Origin of the sequence: Halomonas sp. PA16-9, assembly GCF_009728585.1 — a bacterium.
In the GTDB taxonomy this organism is placed as follows: Bacteria; Pseudomonadota; Gammaproteobacteria; order Pseudomonadales; family Halomonadaceae; genus Vreelandella; species Vreelandella titanicae.
Genome location: NZ_CP040451.1, coordinates 654,968 through 673,605 on the forward strand (window position 1 = coordinate 654,968; position 18,638 = coordinate 673,605).

General features: G+C 57.1%; 16 protein-coding genes and 2 pseudogenes. 1 reads left to right on the forward strand and 17 read right to left on the reverse strand.

From position 1 onward, the window contains the following. Positions 1-153: 153 nt before the first annotated feature. From FDY98_RS03075 to FDY98_RS03145, 15 genes and pseudogenes are all read right to left on the reverse strand, one after another. Positions 154-768, reverse strand: coding sequence for a hypothetical protein (locus tag FDY98_RS03075; RefSeq protein WP_027957431.1), 615 nt, complete (start codon positions 766-768; stop codon positions 154-156). A 226-nt stretch (positions 769-994) separates the two neighbouring features. After that, positions 995-2,398 carry a ribosome biogenesis GTPase Der gene (der, locus tag FDY98_RS03080; protein ID WP_027957430.1) on the reverse strand — a complete coding sequence of 468 codons (1,404 nt, stop codon included), beginning with the start codon at positions 2,396-2,398 and terminating at the stop codon, positions 995-997. After that, positions 2,395-3,555, reverse strand: a complete 1,161-nt coding sequence (gene bamB / locus FDY98_RS03085; protein WP_155705677.1) for an outer membrane protein assembly factor BamB — start codon at positions 3,553-3,555, stop codon at positions 2,395-2,397. The genes der and bamB overlap by 4 nt, the downstream gene beginning before the upstream one ends. A gap of 3 nt (positions 3,556-3,558) precedes the next feature. Continuing rightward, entirely contained in the window at positions 3,559-4,215 is a 657-nt protein-coding gene (locus tag FDY98_RS03090) for a YfgM family protein (protein WP_027957429.1), read from the reverse strand. Positions 4,216-4,282: 67 nt separating this feature from the next. Further along, on the reverse strand, positions 4,283-5,584 hold the full coding sequence (gene hisS, locus FDY98_RS03095) for a histidine--tRNA ligase (protein WP_022520080.1): 1,302 nt from the start codon (positions 5,582-5,584) through the stop codon (positions 4,283-4,285). Positions 5,585-5,642: 58 nt separating this feature from the next. After that, positions 5,643-6,757 (reverse strand): annotated as a pseudogene (ispG, locus tag FDY98_RS03100) (flavodoxin-dependent (E)-4-hydroxy-3-methylbut-2-enyl-diphosphate synthase). 8 nt (positions 6,758-6,765) lie between these two features. Continuing rightward, positions 6,766-7,804: pseudogene (locus tag FDY98_RS03105) on the reverse strand (RodZ domain-containing protein). Positions 7,805-7,851: 47 nt separating this feature from the next. Next, on the reverse strand, positions 7,852-8,586 hold the full coding sequence (gene pilW, locus FDY98_RS03110; RefSeq protein ID WP_022520078.1) for a type IV pilus biogenesis/stability protein PilW: 735 nt from the start codon (positions 8,584-8,586) through the stop codon (positions 7,852-7,854). Between the two features lie 142 nt (positions 8,587-8,728). Further along, positions 8,729-9,913: a 23S rRNA (adenine(2503)-C(2))-methyltransferase RlmN gene (gene rlmN / locus FDY98_RS03115; RefSeq protein WP_009288408.1), complete on the reverse strand. Its 1,185-nt coding sequence runs from the start codon at positions 9,911-9,913 to the stop codon at positions 8,729-8,731. Positions 9,914-10,002: 89 nt separating this feature from the next. Continuing rightward, positions 10,003-10,428 (reverse strand): nucleoside-diphosphate kinase, encoded by a 426-nt coding sequence (gene ndk / locus FDY98_RS03120; protein WP_022520077.1) that lies wholly within the window; start codon positions 10,426-10,428, stop codon positions 10,003-10,005. Between the two features lie 230 nt (positions 10,429-10,658). Then, positions 10,659-10,985, reverse strand: coding sequence for a HesB/IscA family protein (locus FDY98_RS03125; RefSeq protein ID WP_027957427.1), 327 nt, complete (start codon positions 10,983-10,985; stop codon positions 10,659-10,661). 26 nt (positions 10,986-11,011) lie between these two features. Further along, positions 11,012-12,202, reverse strand: coding sequence for an aminotransferase class V-fold PLP-dependent enzyme (locus FDY98_RS03130; RefSeq protein WP_027957426.1), 1,191 nt, complete (start codon positions 12,200-12,202; stop codon positions 11,012-11,014). 52 nt (positions 12,203-12,254) lie between these two features. Then, on the reverse strand, positions 12,255-12,722 hold the full coding sequence (gene iscR, locus FDY98_RS03135) for a Fe-S cluster assembly transcriptional regulator IscR (protein WP_022520074.1): 468 nt from the start codon (positions 12,720-12,722) through the stop codon (positions 12,255-12,257). 78 nt (positions 12,723-12,800) lie between these two features. Then, entirely contained in the window at positions 12,801-13,664 is an 864-nt protein-coding gene (cysE, locus tag FDY98_RS03140; RefSeq protein WP_027957425.1) for a serine O-acetyltransferase, read from the reverse strand. 170 nt (positions 13,665-13,834) lie between these two features. After that, positions 13,835-14,599 carry an RNA methyltransferase gene (locus FDY98_RS03145; protein ID WP_027957424.1) on the reverse strand — a complete coding sequence of 255 codons (765 nt, stop codon included), beginning with the start codon at positions 14,597-14,599 and terminating at the stop codon, positions 13,835-13,837. A gap of 179 nt (positions 14,600-14,778) precedes the next feature. Between FDY98_RS03145 and FDY98_RS03150 the strand changes: the two genes are divergently transcribed. Beyond that, positions 14,779-15,573 carry an inositol monophosphatase family protein gene (locus FDY98_RS03150; RefSeq protein ID WP_027957423.1) on the forward strand — a complete coding sequence of 265 codons (795 nt, stop codon included), beginning with the start codon at positions 14,779-14,781 and terminating at the stop codon, positions 15,571-15,573. 129 nt (positions 15,574-15,702) lie between these two features. On the opposite strand, the gene secF is transcribed toward FDY98_RS03150, so the two are convergent. Both secF and secD read right to left on the reverse strand, forming a co-directional pair. Further along, the gene (secF, locus tag FDY98_RS03155) at positions 15,703-16,629 is read right to left on the reverse strand and encodes a protein translocase subunit SecF (protein WP_022520069.1); all 927 of its coding nucleotides are present in this window, start codon (positions 16,627-16,629) and stop codon (positions 15,703-15,705) included. A gap of 64 nt (positions 16,630-16,693) precedes the next feature. Beyond that, positions 16,694-18,547, reverse strand: coding sequence for a protein translocase subunit SecD (gene secD / locus FDY98_RS03160; protein ID WP_027957422.1), 1,854 nt, complete (start codon positions 18,545-18,547; stop codon positions 16,694-16,696). Between the last annotated feature and the right edge of the window lie 91 nt (positions 18,548-18,638).

Genomic DNA, 18,638 nt, shown 5'->3' on the forward strand with positions numbered 1-18,638 from the left:
AAGAGTTTCTTGCACACAAGATAACCGCTGATAGCAGTAAATCAATCCCCCATCATAACCCACCTAGTGGTTGAGTATGGATGCTGAATTGAGTCCCCTCTGAACCAAGGCTAGGCCGCAGACGATTGGCTGCAAGCTCCTAGACATAAACCCTTAGCGCTGGGGTACTAGCTGCCCATCGGCACCTACGTTTAAGCGAATTGTCGGCGTTAATAATCCTGACGGTAGTTTCATACCCAACCCGCGCAGATCCCCAGGCGTGATGGCCAGTTGACTGCCAGGCGGTAGCTCGCCTTGAGACGCCAACTGGCTGGCAAGCTCCAGCATGGGGGCCAGGCGTTGGGTGTCGGTGGCGAGTACATCAAAGGCAACCGGTAGGCGTAAATGAGCATCATCGCCAGAGGTCAGCGTGACGTCCTGTTCATAGTTACCTTCCACAGGATCAACGCCCGGCATATCCAGCGCCCAGCGAAAGCCTGACATCTCCACCGGTGGCATGCCCGCAGGTAAGCCCAGCCCCATGGCAATGGTGGCCTGAACGGGCAGGCTACCGGCACCAAGGCTAGACGCAATCAGGCTGGTTAAATCGCTGGTGTCTAGCCCCGCATTAATGCTGTAAGGGCCAATGCGAACATCCTCAACCCCTAGAGAGGTCACCGCCAAACGAAACGCAAACAAACCGGTTTGGGGCAGGGCGAGACAACCCGTGAGTAGGCTGGCAACGCCAAACAAGGTCAGCCAGCGCCAGTAGCGAGCAATATAAAGCATAAGATAAGAGTCCCCTTAAGTAGGACGTAAGCAGTGGGGTAACGACGCTAAGTGTAAAGTGCTGATGCAAGCTTGTTAGCTTCGGGCTAATAAGCGCGGCTATTTGAGGGCTGAAGTCATTTTCTGTCAACAGAATTTACGTGTTCAAGCGCCTATTTAAGGCTAGAACCAAAACGCCCGCTTGATGATACAAGCGGGCGAATTCAAAAGGCAGCTAATAAGGCGTTTAACGACGGCTTTTACGCGCCTCTTTGGTGCGATTAAGCTCGCGCTTTTTAGCTTTCTCTTTGTCGCTGGCGCCCGCCATGTCATCGAACGGGTTACTGCCCGAGCGGAACTCAAAGCGAATTGGCGTGCCGCGTACCTTGAGCACCTTGCGGAAGGTGTTGGTCAAATAGCGACGATAGGCTTCTGGCAACGCCTCGGTTTGGTTGCCGTGGACGACGATAATCGGCGGGTTGCTGCCACCCTGGTGAGCCATCCGCAGTTTAATGCGTCGACCGTGCACCATCGGCGGTGGGTTTTGGCTTACCGCGTCCTGTAGCAGGGTAGTGAGGCGGTTGGTCGACCAGTGGGCGTTAGCGGCGTCAAAGGCGCGATCAATCGAGGGGTAGAGATCCCCCACTGCCGTGCCATGTAGAGCAGAGATGAAGTGCAGCTCGGCATAATCCGCAAAGCCCAGGCGGCGCTTCACTTCAGTGCGCATTTTATCCTTGGCTTCGGTCTCCAGGCCGTCCCACTTGTTGACTGCCAGCACCAGGGCGCGCCCGGTGGTCAACACATAGTCGAGCAGGTGCAAATCCTGCTCCACCAGGCCGCTGGAGCCATCCAGAACCATGATCACTACATGGGACTCTTTGATCGCATCCAGGGTCTTGATGATGGAGAATTTCTCGGCGATTTCACGCACGTTCTTGCGCCGCCGGATACCCGCGGTATCAATCAGTACATAGGGCTTGCCACGGCGCTCGAAGGGGATCTCGATGGCATCGCGGGTAGTGCCTGCCTCATCAAACACGACGACCCGATCTTCACCGAGAAGGCGATTGACCAGGGTTGATTTGCCCACGTTCGGGCGGCCAATCACGCCGATGCGAATACCTTTGCTACCGGTGTCCGCGGGAATGCTGGCATCGCGCTCCGGAAACGGTTCGAGTACCACATCGATCAGGGTGGAAACGTTGCGCCCGTGGGCGGCAGCAATTGGCCAGGGGTCGCCTAGGCCGAGCGACCAAAAGTCGCCCATTGCCGAATGCTCTTCTAACCCATCGGTTTTATTCACCACCAGCCAGGTTTTTTTCTGGTTAACCCGCAGGTGGTTGGCAATCGCCTGGTCAGCGGCGATAAGGCCGGCGCGAGCGTCGACCATAAACAGCACGATATCGGCTTCATCAATGGCGGCGAGTGACTGCTCTGCCATAGCGGCATCGATGCCTTCTTCGTCACCGCTGATACCGCCGGTATCAATCACGGTATAGACCTTATCGCCCAGCATGCCATTGCCGTACTTACGGTCGCGGGTGAGGCCAGGAAAGTCGGCCACCAGTGCATCACGCGAGCGCGTTAGGCGGTTAAACAGCGTCGATTTGCCCACATTGGGGCGACCGACTAAAGCAATGACGGGTGTCATGGAGTTACTTCCAGGGTTTCCAGGCGACCATTGTTGGCCTGGACATGAATGGTGCTGCCTTCAGTGACCGGGCGTACGCTGATGCCCGAGCTGTGCACGCGAGTGCGACCCACGATATCGCCTTCGCGAGCGTCGATCAGGTGAACATAACCTTCGAAATCGCCGAACACTAAACGGCCATCGGCGAAGGCGGGGGCGGTCAACCAACGATCTTCTAAATCGTCGTTGCGCCAAATTTCGCGGCCGTTGTTAGCGTCGAGGGCGACGACTTGGCTGTCATCGGTGACCACAAACAGGAAGTCGCCGACCAGAATCGGGGTATGGCGACTGGAGAGATCCGCTTCCCAAAGTACGTCGCCTTGAGTTGCTTCCAGCGCCACCACGCGGCCGTTATAGCTGGTCACGAACAGGCGGCCATCGGGGCTGATGATCGGCTGGCCGGAAAGATCGACCAGGCGTTCCACTTCACTACGCCCTTGGGGGGTGGCAATCTGCATTTCCCATAGCGGCTGGCCGCTGCGGTTATCCAGCGTGGCCAGGCGGCCATTGGCCAGGCCAACAAAGCTGACTGGATCAATGACCATCGGTGTACCGGTACCGCGCAGGGTGAGTGACGGCTGCGAACTGGTGTATACCCAGCGCTCTTCACCAGTGGCGCGATCCAAGGCAGTCACACGGCCATCGACACTTTGCACGACCAGCAGTTGCTGGTTGGCCTGGGGCGCGGCAAGCACTTCGCTGGATACCCGTGAGCGCCATTCTTCGCTGCCGTCACGTTGATCCAACGCGATCACTTCGCCGTTACCGGTGGCCAGATAAACCTGACCGGCAATTGCCGTTAGTGCGCTGGAAATAGGGGTATCAAGGTCGATTTCCCACTCGACGTCGCCGCTGTTGGCATCCATCGCCATCACCACGCCCTCGACATCGGCCGCAAACACGGTGTCGCCTTCACGGGAAGGCGCGATGGGGTAACGGGCATGGCCCAGGCCATCGCCCACATTGCGCCGCCACTGAGTTTCCAGCGAGGAGGTCTCGTCGAAACTACGCAGCTCTTTGGGAGTATAGGCAGGCTCGCCTTTACTCGCGCAACCGACCAGCAGTGCCAGCGACAGCGCGCCTAAGCTAGCGCGTACTAGCTGTTTTTGGGATACCAAAAGTCATTGTGTCGCCTCCTCAGCGCCGAGATCGTCAAGCTTGAACTGCACGCCGTAAAGCGGCTGGTCTTTGGTTTGAGACACTTCTAGAGCGGTTTCCCAGGCATCGCGGGCCGCCTCGGTGTCGCCTTGGGCGGCGAACGCATCGCCGCGCACGTTAGCTTTTTGGGCCGCTAGCGCATCACTAATCGGCTCGTCTAACAGCGCATGCGCCTGTTTAGGGTTACCGTCGGCAAGCTCGATACGGGCTAAACGTAGCCACGCCAAGCTTTGCACATAGCGGCGCGAGGAATCGGCTGCGCTTTCCAGTGCGGTGCGTGCTGCTTCCAAGTCGCCTTGCTGAACAGCCAAGCGGGCGTCGAGCAGCAGGGCGAGTTCGGCGTAGAGCGTATCGCCATGCTCGTCGGTCAGTTCGCTAACCATTTCCCGCGCGCTTGCTAGTTGCTCCTCGTCAAGCTCGTTGCCAGCGGTCATATTGACTAACTGCTGATAGCGCATGGAGGCCGCTTCAGCCTGGCCTTGCTGATAGTTCTGCCAGGCATTCCAGCCGAACACCCCGGCCGCCGCCAGGACAGCGCCTGCAATCAACGACATGCCGTTCTCTTTCCACCAGCGCTTGACGGCGTCTAGCTGTTCTTCTTCGCTTCTCAGCTCCACCACGGGCGGGCTCCTTTCTTCTAAAGTCGTATGTTTAGACCGTCGCATGCAAGCAGGCAGCCTGCAGGGCTTATGCGTTAGCCGTTAAAAGCTCGCCCAGCGTGCGGCCTAATGCGGCTTGAGGAACGCTTTGCTGTTCGCGGTCATCGCGCAGAAACTTGACCGTTGCCGACTGCGTCGCGATTTCATCTTCACCGATCAGTATGGCTATCGTAGCAGCGCTCTTGTCGGCTTTTTTGATTCGGCTTTTAAAGCTGCCGCCGCCGCAATGAAGCTGTAGACGCAGTTCAGGCAGCTCGCCACGCAGTTGCTCGGCCAGGGTGATCGCTGCCGTGGTGGCGGTATCATCCATGGGCAGCAAATAGACATCGCAGCCGCCAAGGGCGTTCTCAGGAATCAGTTCCAGGGTGTCGAGTAGCAGAATCAGCCGCTCAATGCCCATGGCAAAGCCTACCGCTGGGGTAGGCTTGCCGCCCAGCTGTTCGACCAGGCCGTCGTAGCGTCCGCCTGCACACACGGTGCCCTGGCTGCCCAGCGCAGTCGTGGTCCACTCGAACACGGTGCGGCAGTAGTAGTCGAGCCCGCGCACTAAGCGTGGGTTGATCACATAGTCAATGCCTGCTGCTTCAAGCATCTTCGTGAGCTGCTCAAAGTGTTCCTGGGATTCGGCATCCAGGTGATCCATCAACTGCGGCGCGCCGTCGAGCATCTCCGCCATGGCCGGATTTTTGGAGTCGAGAATACGCAGCGGGTTGCTGGTCAAGCGGCGTTTGGAGTCTTCATCGAGAGCGTCTAGGTGCTGCTCAAAGTAGGCCACCAGCGTATCTCGGTAGGCTGCCCGCGCCTCTGATGAACCTAGCGAGTTTAGCTCCAGGGTAACGTGCTCCATCAAGCCGAGTTCCTGCCACAGGCGCGCTGAAAGCAAGATCACCTCGGCGTCGATATCCGGGCCATCAAAACCGAAGGTCTCGACGCCGATCTGGTGGAATTGGCGGTAACGGCCTTTTTGCGGGCGCTCATAGCGAAACATCGGCCCCTGGTACCACAACCGCTGAGTTTGGTTATACAGCAGGCCGTGCTCCATGGCCGCGCGCACGCAGCTGGCAGTGCCTTCGGGACGCAGGGTCAAACTCTCGCTGTTGCGATCGTCGAAGGTGTACATCTCTTTTTCGACGATATCGGTAACTTCACCGATAGAGCGTGCAAACAGTGCGGTTTGCTCAACGATAGGCGTGCGGATTTCATTAAAGCCGTAACGCAGCATTAGCTGGCGTACTTTGGCTTCAAAAAATTGCCAGCGTGGGCTATCGCTGGGCAGTAGGTCGTTCATACCACGAATGGCTTGAATTTTTTTAACGGCGGACTTGCTCAAAGAAAACTCCTTATTCTGCCATCAGGCGTGGCTCACCCAGGCTGGCAGCCAGCCCCAGCTAAACGCTGCGGGCAATCATATCGTCTTGCTGCTGCTGTTTTTCACGCACTTTTTCGCGAATCAGCTGCTCGAGATCATCTACTAAGTGGTCGTTGCGCAGCTTGCTGGCGGGCTTGCCGTCGATATACACCAGGTTGGCGGGGCTGCCCCGGTCAGGCCGATATCGGTCTCTTTGGCTTCGCCGGGGCCATTGACCACGCAGCCGATCACCGAGACGTTGAGCGGTGTCATTACGTCTTCCAGCCGCTCTTCGAGCTGGTTCATGGTGCTAATAACGTCAAAGTTTTGGCGCGAGCAGCTGGGGCAGGCAATAAAGTTGATGCCTTTCGAGCGCAGCTTGAGGCTGCGGAGCATATCAAAGCCGACCTTGATCTCTTCCACCGGGTCTGCTGCCAGCGAGACGCGGATCGTGTCGCCGATTCCGTCCATCAGCAGCATGCCCAGACCAATCGATGACTTGACCGTGCCCGAGCGCAGACCTCCCGCTTCGGTAATCCCTAAGTGCAGCGGCTGCTCGATGCGTGCGGCAAGGTCGCGATAGGCGGCCACGGCCATAAATACATCCGAGGCTTTGACGCTGACTTTGAAGTCGGGGAAGTCCAGGCGATCCAGGTAGTCAATATGGCGCATGGCAGACTCCACCAGCGCTGCTGGCGTGGGTTCGCCATATTTCTTCTGCAGATCTTTTTCCAACGACCCTGCGTTGACGCCAATCCGGATCGGAATGCCATGATCGCGGGCCGCGCTAACCACCGCGCGTACGCGGTCTTCACGGCCGATGTTGCCTGGGTTGATGCGCAGGCAGTCGACGCCGAGTTCGGCGACGCGTAGGGCAATTTTGTAATCAAAATGGATATCGGCAACGAGCGGTACATTGACGAGTTTTTTGATCTGACCAAAGGTTTCGGCGGCGTCCATATCAGGTACTGAAACGCGTACGATATCCGCACCGGCTTTTTCCAACTGTTGGATCTGGGCCACGGTCGCGGCGACATCCAACGTGTTGGTATTGGTCATGCTTTGAACGGCAATGGGGGCATCACCGCCCACCGCGACGTTTCCAACCTGAATCTGGCGGGAATGGCGGCGTTTTATCGGAGAAGGGGCGTGCATAAGACGGGTCACTCTCCCAAGGTGAATCGGGGCAACATTGTTGGCGCCTGCGCGGGCGGGAAGATCAACTTCCTCGCCTTGGTAGCGCAGCTCAACGCCGGTGGCATTACCTACGGTTAAGCGAAACGGAGGCTCACCCTCGACGGTTGTCGAGGTGCCGGGCGTTTGTAGGCCCACGAAGACGCGCTGGTTGGTGGCATCAAAAATTTCCGTCCACGACTGCTCGTTAAACGTCAGTTCGAGGACGTTGGCATTGGCGGTTTGCTCGGCGGCAGCGTTTTGTTCGCTATCAGTATCGCTCTCTTCAACACTGCTTTGCTCAGGCCTGCTAGGCTCATTGCTATCGTCGGCGGTGCTGGCCGTATCGGTGGTGCTATCTAGTGCGGATTCGTCGAGGCCAGTCACTGCGTCAACATCAGCTTGATCGCTGGGCGCTTGTTCTTGCGCAGCCGTCGGTGAAGGCGTGACGTTGGTGGCATTACTGGGCAGCGTCGCACTTTCATCGCCACTGGTGAAACTTGAATCCGTACTCTCTGCTGTTTCAGCGGGTTCACTGGTCGGCTCTGCCGGGGCGGTAGCGGTCTCTTCCGGGGAGGTTGAGCCAAAGCCCGGCGGCTCATTGCCACCCCGGCTTTGCCACCACATCACGGTCACCGCGATAAGACCCACAATTACCAGCAAAGTCACCAACTTGAACAGCCAGGCGCCAATACGGGAGGGTGGCCTCGCCGTGGAGACCGGGGTAACTTGGCGTTCGGTGTCGCTACCGCCGCTGCGAGCTTGATAAGCTTCAAGCACCAGCCGGTCATCCATGCCCAGGTATTTAGCGTAAGAGCGCAGGTAGCCGCGTCGATAAGCGGCGACAGGGATCTCTTGGTAGTCATCCTGCTCAAGCCCTCCCACCACGGCGGGGCGCAGGTTGAGCGCCCGGGCCGCATCGGCGAGCGGAATACCAAGCTGCTCGCGCTGGCGAGCAAGAAGTTCGCCAGGAGAGGCGCTAGTGTTAGGGCTATCAATGACGTTTTCTTGTGACTGTGTATCGCTCATGGCTGAGCATCCTTCATTAAATAAGCGGTGATCAGGGCGTCAATCAGTCAGTCGTTGCCAAGCAGGCGCTGGTATTCGGCGGCGACGCTATGCTCGCCGCGTGAATGAGCGATATCAACCGCCATTCTTAGCGCTGCTTGGTTGGGCTCGGCGAGCTGTAAATAGGTTTGCAGCGGTGCCCAGGCCTGAGAGTAATTGCCCTGCGAATATTCGAGTTCAGCTAACATTAAATAGCCGCGTGAATTACGCGGATCAATACTTTGCGCGCGCTCCAATCGAGCGCGCGCCTTATCAAATTCTTCCAGCGCCAGATAACACTGCCCTAAATTAGTAAATAGCTGGGCACGGTTGGCGTACTGGGCATCCTGTGATGCGGTTTCTAACTGCTCACAGGCGGCGTTTAACTGGCCCTGACTGAACAAGAACGCCGCATAGTTGTTGCGGGCGCGGGTGAAGTCAGGCTCGGCATTCACCGCCTGTTGAAAATAGTCGTTGGCAAGTGCACTTTCGCCCTGGCGTTGATAAACCAGTGCCAGTGCTTGCAGCGCTTCTGCATGGTGTGGGGCAATTTCAAGTGCCCGATCCAGTGCGTTGAGAGCGCGGGGAAGATTATCGCGCTCTAAATAGGCGACGCCAAGCTGGGTGTAGGCTTCTGCCGCCGCGGGGGTAGCTTGTGGTGAAAGGTTGTTGGACGAGGCACAGCCGGCTAGCCACAAGCTACCGATAAGCACGGTGAGCATGGGCACCCGCGATGGGTGTTGGCGCCTGCGGTGAGCGATCATGTAAATCCTCTTGTGGTGAACGTCCAACTGCGAGTAAGGCAATACATACAAACAGCAGTGCTAATCTAAATAAAAACCGTGACCATCAAAGCGCCGTGCCAAGCGGAAGTCAAGATAAGCCCGGTTTTCGACACTCCACCCCCTAGTCCGCGTCGAGCTGTACTGACTGGATATAGCGCGCGCTGCGTTTGGTGCGGTCTTTCACGCGACCAACGAGCTGGCCACAGGCAGCATCAATATCTTCACCTCGGGTTGTTCTAACCGTGGCGTTGTAGCCTAAATCATACAACCACTGCTGGAAGCGCATAACCTGATTACGCGACGGTTTTTCGTACCCAGAGTTTGGGAACGGGTTAAACGGGATCAGGTTGATCTTACACGGCAGCTCTTTAAGCAATGCAGCAAGCTGCTCGGCGTGTTCCTGCTGATCGTTGACGTCCTTGATCAGCGTGTACTCAATGGTGACCTGACGATTGTCCGGGCATTTGGAAAGGTAGCGGTGGCAAGCATCCAGCAACGCGCGAATATTGTACTTACGGTTGATGGGCACCAGCTCATTGCGCAACTCGTCCGTAGACGCATGCAGCGAAATCGCCAAGCTAACGTCCATTTCATCGCCAAGCTTGTCGATCATCGGCACCACGCCAGAGGTCGACAGCGTCACGCGGCGCTTGGACAGGCCATAGCCGTTGTCGTCGAGCATCAGCTTCATGGCAGGTACAACGTTATCGAAGTTGAGCAACGGTTCGCCCATGCCCATCATCACTACGTTGGTCACCGGACGGTTCGCCGTATCACGCCGCGGGCCAACGCTGCGCTGAGCGACCCATACCTGGCCGATAATTTCAGCAGCGGTTAAGTTGCGCTGAAACCCCTGCTTGCCGGTGGAGCAGAAGCTGCAGTCCAGCGAGCAGCCGACCTGGGAGGAAACGCATAGCGTGCGGCGCTTACCGTTCTCCGCCGGGATCAGTACCGTTTCTACATAACTGCCGTCTTCCACTTCCAGCACCCACTTACGGGTGCCGTCGCTGGAAGTACCCTCATAAATCACCCCTGGGCCACGAATTTCTGCCAGCCGGGCCAGTTTTTCACGCAGTGCTTTGGAAAGGTTCGTCATGGCAGCAAAGTCATCGCTGCCTTCCTGGTGAATCCACTTCATTAGCTGCGCGGCACGGAACTTCTTTTCGCCGATCGACAAAAAGAAGGCTTCCATCTGCTCGCGGGACATGCCAAGCAGGTTTTGACGCTCAGGCGTCGCTTTTGCAGCAGGCTTGCTGGCGGCGTCAGTATGTGGGGCGGGCGTGTGTTGGGCTACAGTGGTGGTCATGGCGGTCAGCGTTATAGAAAGGGGCGGGGGACTAGCCCCCGCAAAATGGCCGGCAACGAAAGTTGATTCGGCGGCGCTACCTTAAAGGCTTAGCGCGGGCAGATTTCGTCGTTGCCAAAGAAGTAGCTAATTTCGCGCTCAGCGCTTTCCGGAGAATCAGAACCATGGACAGCATTGGCGTCAATTGTTTCCGCAAAATCGGCGCGAATAGTGCCGGGTGCCGCTTCTTTCGGGTTGGTCGCACCCATCAGGTCACGGTTTTTAGCGATGGCGCCTTCACCTTCAAGCACTTGTACAACCACCGGCCCAGAGGTCATGAAGCCAACCAGGTCTTTAAAGAACGGACGCTCTTTGTGTTCTGCGTAGAAGCCGCCAGCCTTCTCTTCAGAGAGATGAACCATTTTGGCTGCGACGACTTTTAGACCCGCTTTTTCGAAGCGAGCAATGATGTCACCGATAGCATTCTTGGCAACGGCATCAGGCTTGATAATAGAAAGAGTGCGTTCAGTAGCCATGTAAATGGTCTCCTTAAAAAGGCTTAAGCAAAAAGTGCCGCCCTAGAAGGCCAGGGCGGCCCAGAAAATGATTCAGTTAATAGCGCTTCGGCAGCTAGCGTTTTTAAACGCTAATGTGTCAAAAAAGCATGCGGGCGTAACCCGGCTGCCTGCGCTTGTGTATCCAGGGGCGTGATTATAGCGCTTAAGCCGGGGGATGAATACCGGCGATGAAGCTGACCAAGCAATGCTTAGACGGTAAAGCTCTCACCGCAGCCACACTCATCTTTGACGTTAGGGTTGTTGAAGCGGAAAAAGCGGTTCAGCCCTTCGCTGACGTAATCCACTTCGCTGCCGTTAAGCATCTCTACCGCATCGGGGGTGACATAGACGCTGGCACCGTGGGCTTCAAAATGGACTTCTTCGTCACTGACGGTGTCGGCAAAATCCAGCACGTAGCTATAGCCAGAGCAGCCGCTTGGCTTGACCGAAACGCGCAGGCCGAGGCCTTGGCCGCGCTCGTCGAGCACGTGGCGAATCTGTTGTGCGGCAGCCGGGGTAATATTGAGTGTTGCCATGAGGCGTCCTCCTTAAAAATAGTCAGCTAGTCAGCCGCTTGACGGGGCGGTGTACGTAAACCGCGCACCGCTAGGTGTATGAGCGTTAGCGCATGATCAATGTCGGCTTCGGTGGTAAAGCGCCCGAAGCTAAAACGCAGCGATGAGAGCGCCAGCGAGCGTGGTGTGCCGATGCCGAGCAGCACATAGGACGGGTCGACGCTGGCCGAGTTGCACGCCGATCCGGTGGAGACCGCTACATCGCGCAACGCCATCAGCAGTGACTCGCCGTCGACACCTTCGAATGCCAGATTGAGAATGTTGGGTACTGCTCGCTTTTCAGTGTCATTCAGCGGCGTGTTCGAGAACACACCATCAAGCCCCTCCAGGCCACGCAGAAAGCGCTGCTGCAAGCCCATAATATGGGCGTTGTCTTCGTCGTACTGCTGCTGCATCAGTGCAAAGGCTTCACCCATGCCAGCAATTTGGTGTGTCGGTAGGGTGCCTGAACGCATACCGCGCTCATGGCCACCGCCATGTATCAGCGCCTCAACGCGGATGTCCGGGTGGCGCTTCACATAAAGCGCCCCGACGCCTTTAGGGCCGTAAGTTTTATGGCCGGATAACGACATCAGGTCGATCTGCTGAGCCACTACGTCTAAGGGAATACGCCCCACCGCCTGGGCAGCATCCGTATGAAACGCCGCGCCAAACTCATGGGCAACGGCCGCTAGAGCCGAGATATCGTTGATACTGCCCAGTTCGTTGTTAACCGCCATCAATGAAACCAGCGCGGTGTCATCGCGCATCGCTGCGCGCAGCTGTTCGGGGTCAATACGGCCATCCTGGCCCGGCGTTAGCCAGGTAACCTCAAAGCCCTCTTTCTCCAGCGCATGGGCAGTGTCAACGATGGCTTTATGCTCAATCGTCGAGGTCACCAAGTGTAGGCCACGCTCGCGGTTGGCGCGCATAAAACCAATCAGCGCTAGGTTGTCAGCTTCTGTGGCGCCGCTGGTCCAGACGATCTCTCTCGGGTCGGCGCCAATGGCATCGGCCACCTGGCGGCGCGCCTGCTCAATCACCTGCTCTGCCTGCCAGCCCAGCATATGGCTGCGCGAAGCCGGGTTGGCAAATAGCTGGTCAACCGTCAGGTAGCGTTGCATAACCTCAACCACGCGGGCATCCGCCGGCGCGGTGGCGGCGTAATCCAGGTAAATGGGCAGCGTGGGTGTGGTCATCGTTACGTTCCAGCGGTTGATCGATCAAGGTAATCGGGTTTGTGTCGTGGGGTCAGGGTGAAGAGGCGAGAATGCCTGCCTCGGCACGCTGTTTCTGTCGCGACGCAATACGTATGACATCAGGACGCAGCATCAGTTGTGCCAGGGTCATATCGTCAAGAAAATGGCGTATCTGCACGGAGAGCTCGCACCACAAATGGTGGGTCAAGCAGGTGTCACCCTGTTGGCAGTCAGAGAGCCCCTGGCAACGGGTGGCATCAACGCTTTCATTTACTGCGTCAATCACCTTTGAAACGCTAATCGCGTCCGCAGGCTGCGAAAGCAGATAGCCGCCGCCTGGGCCGCGCACGCTGTTGACCAAGCCTGCACGGCGCAGGCGAGCAAAAAGCTGCTCTAAATAGGAGAGCGATATCTCTTGACGCTGGGAGATATCGCTTAGGCTGGTCGGGCCGTTGTGGGCATGCAAGGCTAAATCGAGCATGGCGGTAACGGCGTAACGGCCTTTAGTGGTCAAGCGCATGGCAAGCCCCTCGACGCTGAAAGCTCAGCGCACTAACGGCAAATGTGCTGCCATTATGGGAAAACCTGAGTGCTTTGGTCAACCATTACGCGGCGGCAGCGTTTCTTGCTCGGCTGATGGTGGAGTGGCCGAGTGCTTGCCAACGCCGGTGCAGCCGGTATCGTTCTCGTCCAGAATATCGGCAAAATCTTCATCGCGCAGCGCCGGTAACTGGCCGTCACGGTAGTTGTCATCTAGCTTACGCAGGGTAGAGCACATGCGCTCAATGCGCTCATCCACGGCGTGCATATGGTCGAGCATTGCCTGCATCGAACGGGCTACGGGGTCGGGCATGTCCTGGCTGACGCCGTAGGCGTCAAAGCCAAATTTTTGGCAGATGGCTTCGCGTCGGGCGGGGTCGACATCCAGTGCTTCTTCCACATCGGGGTCGGCGCGTTTAACGATTTTACCGGGAATACCTACCACCGTGGCGCCCGGCGGTACTTCTTTGGTGACCACGGCATTAGAGCCAATTTTCGCTCCAGCGCCGACCGTAAAGGGCCCCAGTATTTTGGCGCCCGCACCGACAATCACGCCATCCCCCAAGGTGGGATGGCGCTTGCCTTTGTTCCAGCTGGTGCCGCCCAGGGTGACACCTTGATAGAGCGTTACGTTATCGCCCACCAGCGCCGTTTCACCAATCACCACACCCATGCCGTGATCAATAAAAAACCGCCGACCAATCGTGGCGCCAGGGTGAATTTCAATGCCGGTGAGCCAGCGTGAAAACGTCGATAGCGTCCGCGCTATCCACTTGAGGTTTTTTTTCCACAGCCAGTGGCCGCAGCGATGCAGCAGCAGGGCGTGCAGGCCAGGGTAGTTGGTCAGCACCTCAAGAAAGTTACGTGCGGCCGGGTCGCGGTCAAATACGCTGTTGATGTCTTCACGTAGACGTTGAAACATGAGGTGTTCCTTGGCGTTATATAAGGCGGCGTCTAGCTATTGAACTATTAGAACGGATTTTTGAAATATCGCCGGTTCTTGGAATATCAATAGAGAAATCACGTTAGCAGAATAGCGAAGTTGGGGCACGCAGCATCAACTTCAAGCTTAGCGTTTCCAGCCTAAGTTAGTTACGGTTTGGGCGGCTTGGTGTTCGCAGCCTTTTCGGTAGCCGACAGAATTCCACGCAAAATATTCATTTCCATGCGTTCTGGGCGAGCGCGCAGGTACAAGCGGCGCAGTCTCGCCATTAGCTGTCGTGGCTGATCAGGGTCGTGAAAATCAATGCCAATCAGCGTGCGTTCCAAGTGCTCGAAGTAGCGCTCTAGTTCGGCGTGGGTGGCCAGATCATCGTCATCACTCGGCGCAGTTGACGGTGCATCCGCTTGGCCATCTGCTTGGTTTAGCCACGCCATGCGACACTCATAGGCGAGCACCTGCACCGCCGCGGCCAAATTGAGCGAGCTAAAGTCGGCATTGGTAGGAATATGCACATGTGCGTGGCAGCGCTGTAATTCAGCATTGGTAAGGCCGCTGTCCTCGCGCCCGAATACCAGCGCCACGCGGGACTCAGCAGCCTGGCACTCGGCGGGCAGCCGGTCAGCTAACTCCCGCGGTGAGAGCATCGGCCAGGGCAGAGTGCGTGAGCGCGCACTGGCGCCCACGGCCAGAGTGCAATCAGCTACCGCCTCTTCCAGTGAGGCATGCACACTGGCTTGATGAAGGAGGTGGTCAGCGCCGGAGGCACGGGAAATGCTGTCCTGGGTAATCACTTCACAGCGGGGGGCAACGAGGGCTAAATCTGCTAGGCCCATATTGTGCATGGCGCGTGCCACGCCGCCGATATTGCCGGGATGGCTGGTGCCGATAAGAACAATGCGAATGCGCTCAAGCATGATAAGGCTCGGTGAATAAAGAGGGTGATTATTATCGCGTAAAGCGCGCAGTCTAGCATGAGTCGATGGCATGCCCGAGAGTGGTCTGCTAGAATTGCGCGCCAAAGGCGGCACCTGCGCCTACTTATGCTCTATGATTAGCATCACGTTCTTTAACATCACTGTCACAAGGCCCAACCATGAATCCGATGGTCCAATTTACGCTGCGCGCTGCGCGTAGCGCTGTTGAACACTTCCTGCGCGTGCGCGAACGCATTGAGAACGCGCACGATGAATTTAACCTTGACCGCCTGCTCGATGAGACAGCGCGCAAGGCCGAAGCGACGATTGTTCAGCAGTTGGAACGCGGTTATCCCCAGCACGGAGTTACCGGCCGCTTTACCCCGCACCGCGCGGGTGAAGGCGAAGGCGCGGATATCGTCTGGAAAATTGAACCGATGCACGGCTACTCCAATTTAGCCGTTGCCGGTAAGGGCTTTGCACTCTCAGTGGTGTGTCTTATCAAAGGTCGTCCCGAACACGCAGTGATTATCTGCCCGTTCGCCGACGACGAATATATCGCCAGCCGCGGCCGTGGCGCCCAGCACAACGACAAGCGTATGCGCGTTAGCAAGCCTACCGCTATTAGCGGTACGCGTATGGCCATGAGCCTGCCGGAAGTCTGGCTACGCCCGCGCAATTTACCTGCTTATTTAACCGTTTCACAGCAACTTGCTCCGCAGATAGAAAATCTGCTGGCCACGGGCTGTGGGCTGCTGGATTTGTGTGAGTTGGCCACCGGGCGAGTGGATAGCGCTTTTGTACTCGGCTTGGAAGAGCAGGATATGCTGGTAGGCACGCTGTTCCTGAAGGAGGCGGGCGCCTTGATGGGTACGCCGGACGGCCAGCCCACGGTGAAAGTGGAAGGGCAGCTAATGGCAGCCGGGCCGCGTCTCTATAAAGCGCTGATCAAGCAGCTCACGCCGCACTTTTAAGTAGCAATGCTAAGCTTTTAAAGATTAAAGCTTTAAAGACGACCGTTTTTAAAGACAAAAAAAGCCCCTGCTGGATTCCCAGCAGGGGCTTTTTTGTAGGCTAAATAAGAGGAGTATAGAGATGCGCCGTTAAGGCAGCTCTTCCTCTTCTTCGTCGAACTCTTTCTTGGTGGGAATCAAATCTTCTCGCGACAGCTTCAGTGGTAGCAGTAGCGCCGCAGCAATATAGATAGACGAGAACGTACCCACAACGATGCCGACCAGCAGCGCAATGGCGAAATTCTCAATCATATCCCCGCCCAATAGCAGCAGAGCGAGCAGTACCAGAATGGTGGTGCCCGAAGTTGCCAAGGTGCGCGAGAGCGTGGCGTTAATCGCTTCGTTGAAGATCTGCGGCATATCGTCGATACGCGAAGTGCGGATGGCTTCGCGGACGCGATCATAAACCACGATGGTATCGTTCAACGAGTAGCCGATAACTGCCAGGATGGCTGCCAATACGGTAAGGTCGAAATCGAGCTGAAACAGAGCGAACACGCCCACTACGATAATCACATCGTGCAGCAGTGCCAGCAGTGCGCCAATCGCAAACTTGTACTGAAAGCGGAAGGCCACATAGAGCATGACCACGCCGAGCGCTACCAGCAGACCCAAGCCACTCTGGTCACGCAGTTGGTCACCTACCTGGGAACCAACAAACTCAGAGCGAACAAGGTCAACGCTATTACCACTCGCGCGTAGCAGGTTTACTACCTCGCCGCCTACATCAGCGTCAAACGCCTGCTGGAGGCGAATCAATACTTCGGTTGATGCCCCAAAGGTTTGCACCGAGACATCTTGAAAGCCGCTCTCTTCGAGCAGCACACGAATAGCGTCCAGGGAGGGCGCAGCGCCGTAGCGCACCTCAATCAGCGTACCGCCAGTAAAGTCCAGCCCTAGGTTGAGCTGCTGGAACAGGATGGCGCCAATCGACACGATCAGTAACACAGCGGAGACGGCAAACGCGATGTTGCGCCGTCCCATAAAGTCGATTCGCAGGTGTGATAGGGGTTTCATTACCACCTCTTCAGTTCTGGGCTAAGCACGTGGTTTAAATTCATGCTTTTCAAATCCATGCTCTTTAAATCCACAGCTTTTTGACGGGTTTGCTGCCATAGGCCAAGTTGACCATGGCGCGAGTCACCATCAGAGCGGTGAACAGCGACGTCAAAATGCCGATAGAGAGCGTGACGGCGAACCCTTTCACCGGGCCGGAGCCAATCGAGAACAGGATAACGGCCACCAGCAGTGTGGTGATGTTAGCGTCGACGATGGAGGTGAAGGCGCGCTCATAGCCGGCTTGAATCGCTTGCTGAACCGACATGCCGTTACGCAGCTCTTCACGTATTCGTTCGAAAATCAGCACGTTGGCATCTACCGCCATGCCCAGTGTCAGTACGATACCGGCAATACCTGGCAGCGTCAGCGTGGCGCCCAGCATCGACATCACTGCGACCAACAGCGTTAAGTTCAGCGCCAGGGCAATATTGGCAAACACGCCAAACACCTTATAGCGCACCAGCATAAACAGCACGACCAGCAGCAAGCCAATCTGTACCGAGAGCAGGCCCCGCTCAATGTTTTCAGCGCCCAGGCTTGGCCCAATGGTGCGTTCTTGGACGAAGTAGATGGGAGCCGCAAGGGAGCCCGAACGCAGCAGCAACGCCAGCTCAGCGGCTTCTGTCGGCGAATCCAAACCGGTGATCCGGAAGCTGTTGCCAAGCGCACTCTGAATAGTGGCCAAACTGATCAGGCCGCGCTCAACGTAAGGCTCCCGCTCAATGGTCTCTTCGCCCGTTTCCGGGTCGACCACCACGGTGTCTTCACTCTTATGCTCGATGAACAGCACCGCCATATTGCGGCCGATATTGGTGCGTGTGGCGCGGTTCATTAGCGTGCCGCCGGTGCCGTCTAGATCAATATTGACCTGCGGGCGACCATTCTCATCAAAGCTGTTGCTGGCACTGGAGACGCTATCGCCGGTAATGATCACGTCGCGCATTAGCTCGGCAGAGCGCGAAGGCTCATTTCGGAAGGTGAGGGTTTCCGTTTCGTTATCCGGCGTATCGTTGCGCGCTTCCAGGCGGAATTCCAGGTTCGCCGTTGCGCCGACAATACGCTTGGCCGCCACGGTGTCCTGGATGCCCGGCAGCTCCACCACGATCTGGTTGGGGCCTTGGCGCTGCACCATGGGCTCCGCGACACCCAGTTCGTTGACCCGGTTGCGTAGGGTGGTCAAGTTCTGGTTGATCGCGTAATCCTGAATTTCGTTTACCGATTGATCGCTAAGCGTCATTACCAGCGTTGAAGCACGGCCATCGCCTTCACTGCTGTATTCAAACTCAGGAAAGTCACGGCTGATCAGGCTGCGGGCTGTATCGCGGTCTTCGGCGCTGGCAAAATCGATCGACAGCGTGCGCTCCTCGATATCGGTATTACGATAGCGAATCCGCTCGTCGCGTAGCAGCTCACGCATGGCGCTGGCGTTGACTTCCAGGCGCTGGGTAAGCGCGGCTTCCATATCCACTTCGAGCAGGAAGTGCACGCCACCGCGCAAATCAAGGCCCAGCGTCATGGGGGAAGCAGAGAATGCCTGTAGCCATTCTGGCGTTGCTTCGGCGAGGTTTAGCGCTACCGTCGCATCATCGCCTAAAAGGTCAGCGGCAATGTCGCGAGCAGGAAGTTGATCGTCATCGTGGCGTAAACGAATAAGCCACTGCCCGTTCTCTTCTTCGAGGGCTTTGATCTCAATATCGTGTTCGCTGAGCGCGGTTTCAACACGGTCTATCTGACGCGCATCCAGCGAGTCGCCTTGGGCGCTGCTAATTTGGATGGCGGGATCTTCGGGGAATAGATTGGGAAGCGAGTAGATAAGGCCAACCACCAGGACGACCAGTATCAGCAGATACTTCCACAGGGGGTAACGGTTGAGCATGCAAGCCCTGCCTTCAATTACAAACGGAATGCTGTGCACGGACACGCCGCGCACAGCAAAGTTCACCATCATTCATACCATGTCACCCCTG

Coding starts and splice junctions, on each gene's coding strand:
- FDY98_RS03075 (WP_027957431.1), bottom strand. CDS start 768: ATGCTTTATATTGCTCGCTACTGGCGCTGGCTGACCTTGTTTGGCGTT.
- der (WP_027957430.1), bottom strand. CDS start 2,398: ATGACACCCGTCATTGCTTTAGTCGGTCGCCCCAATGTGGGCAAATCG.
- pilW (WP_022520078.1), bottom strand. CDS start 8,586: ATGATCGCTCACCGCAGGCGCCAACACCCATCGCGGGTGCCCATGCTC.
- rlmN (WP_009288408.1), bottom strand. CDS start 9,913: ATGACCACCACTGTAGCCCAACACACGCCCGCCCCACATACTGACGCC.
- ndk (WP_022520077.1), bottom strand. CDS start 10,428: ATGGCTACTGAACGCACTCTTTCTATTATCAAGCCTGATGCCGTTGCC.
- FDY98_RS03125 (WP_027957427.1), bottom strand. CDS start 10,985: ATGGCAACACTCAATATTACCCCGGCTGCCGCACAACAGATTCGCCAC.
- FDY98_RS03130 (WP_027957426.1), bottom strand. CDS start 12,202: ATGACCACACCCACGCTGCCCATTTACCTGGATTACGCCGCCACCGCG.
- iscR (WP_022520074.1), bottom strand. CDS start 12,722: ATGCGCTTGACCACTAAAGGCCGTTACGCCGTTACCGCCATGCTCGAT.
- cysE (WP_027957425.1), bottom strand. CDS start 13,664: ATGTTTCAACGTCTACGTGAAGACATCAACAGCGTATTTGACCGCGAC.
- FDY98_RS03145 (WP_027957424.1), bottom strand. CDS start 14,599: ATGCTTGAGCGCATTCGCATTGTTCTTATCGGCACCAGCCATCCCGGC.
- FDY98_RS03150 (WP_027957423.1), top strand. CDS start 14,779: ATGAATCCGATGGTCCAATTTACGCTGCGCGCTGCGCGTAGCGCTGTT.
- secF (WP_022520069.1), bottom strand. CDS start 16,629: ATGAAACCCCTATCACACCTGCGAATCGACTTTATGGGACGGCGCAAC.
- secD (WP_027957422.1), bottom strand. CDS start 18,547: ATGCTCAACCGTTACCCCCTGTGGAAGTATCTGCTGATACTGGTCGTC.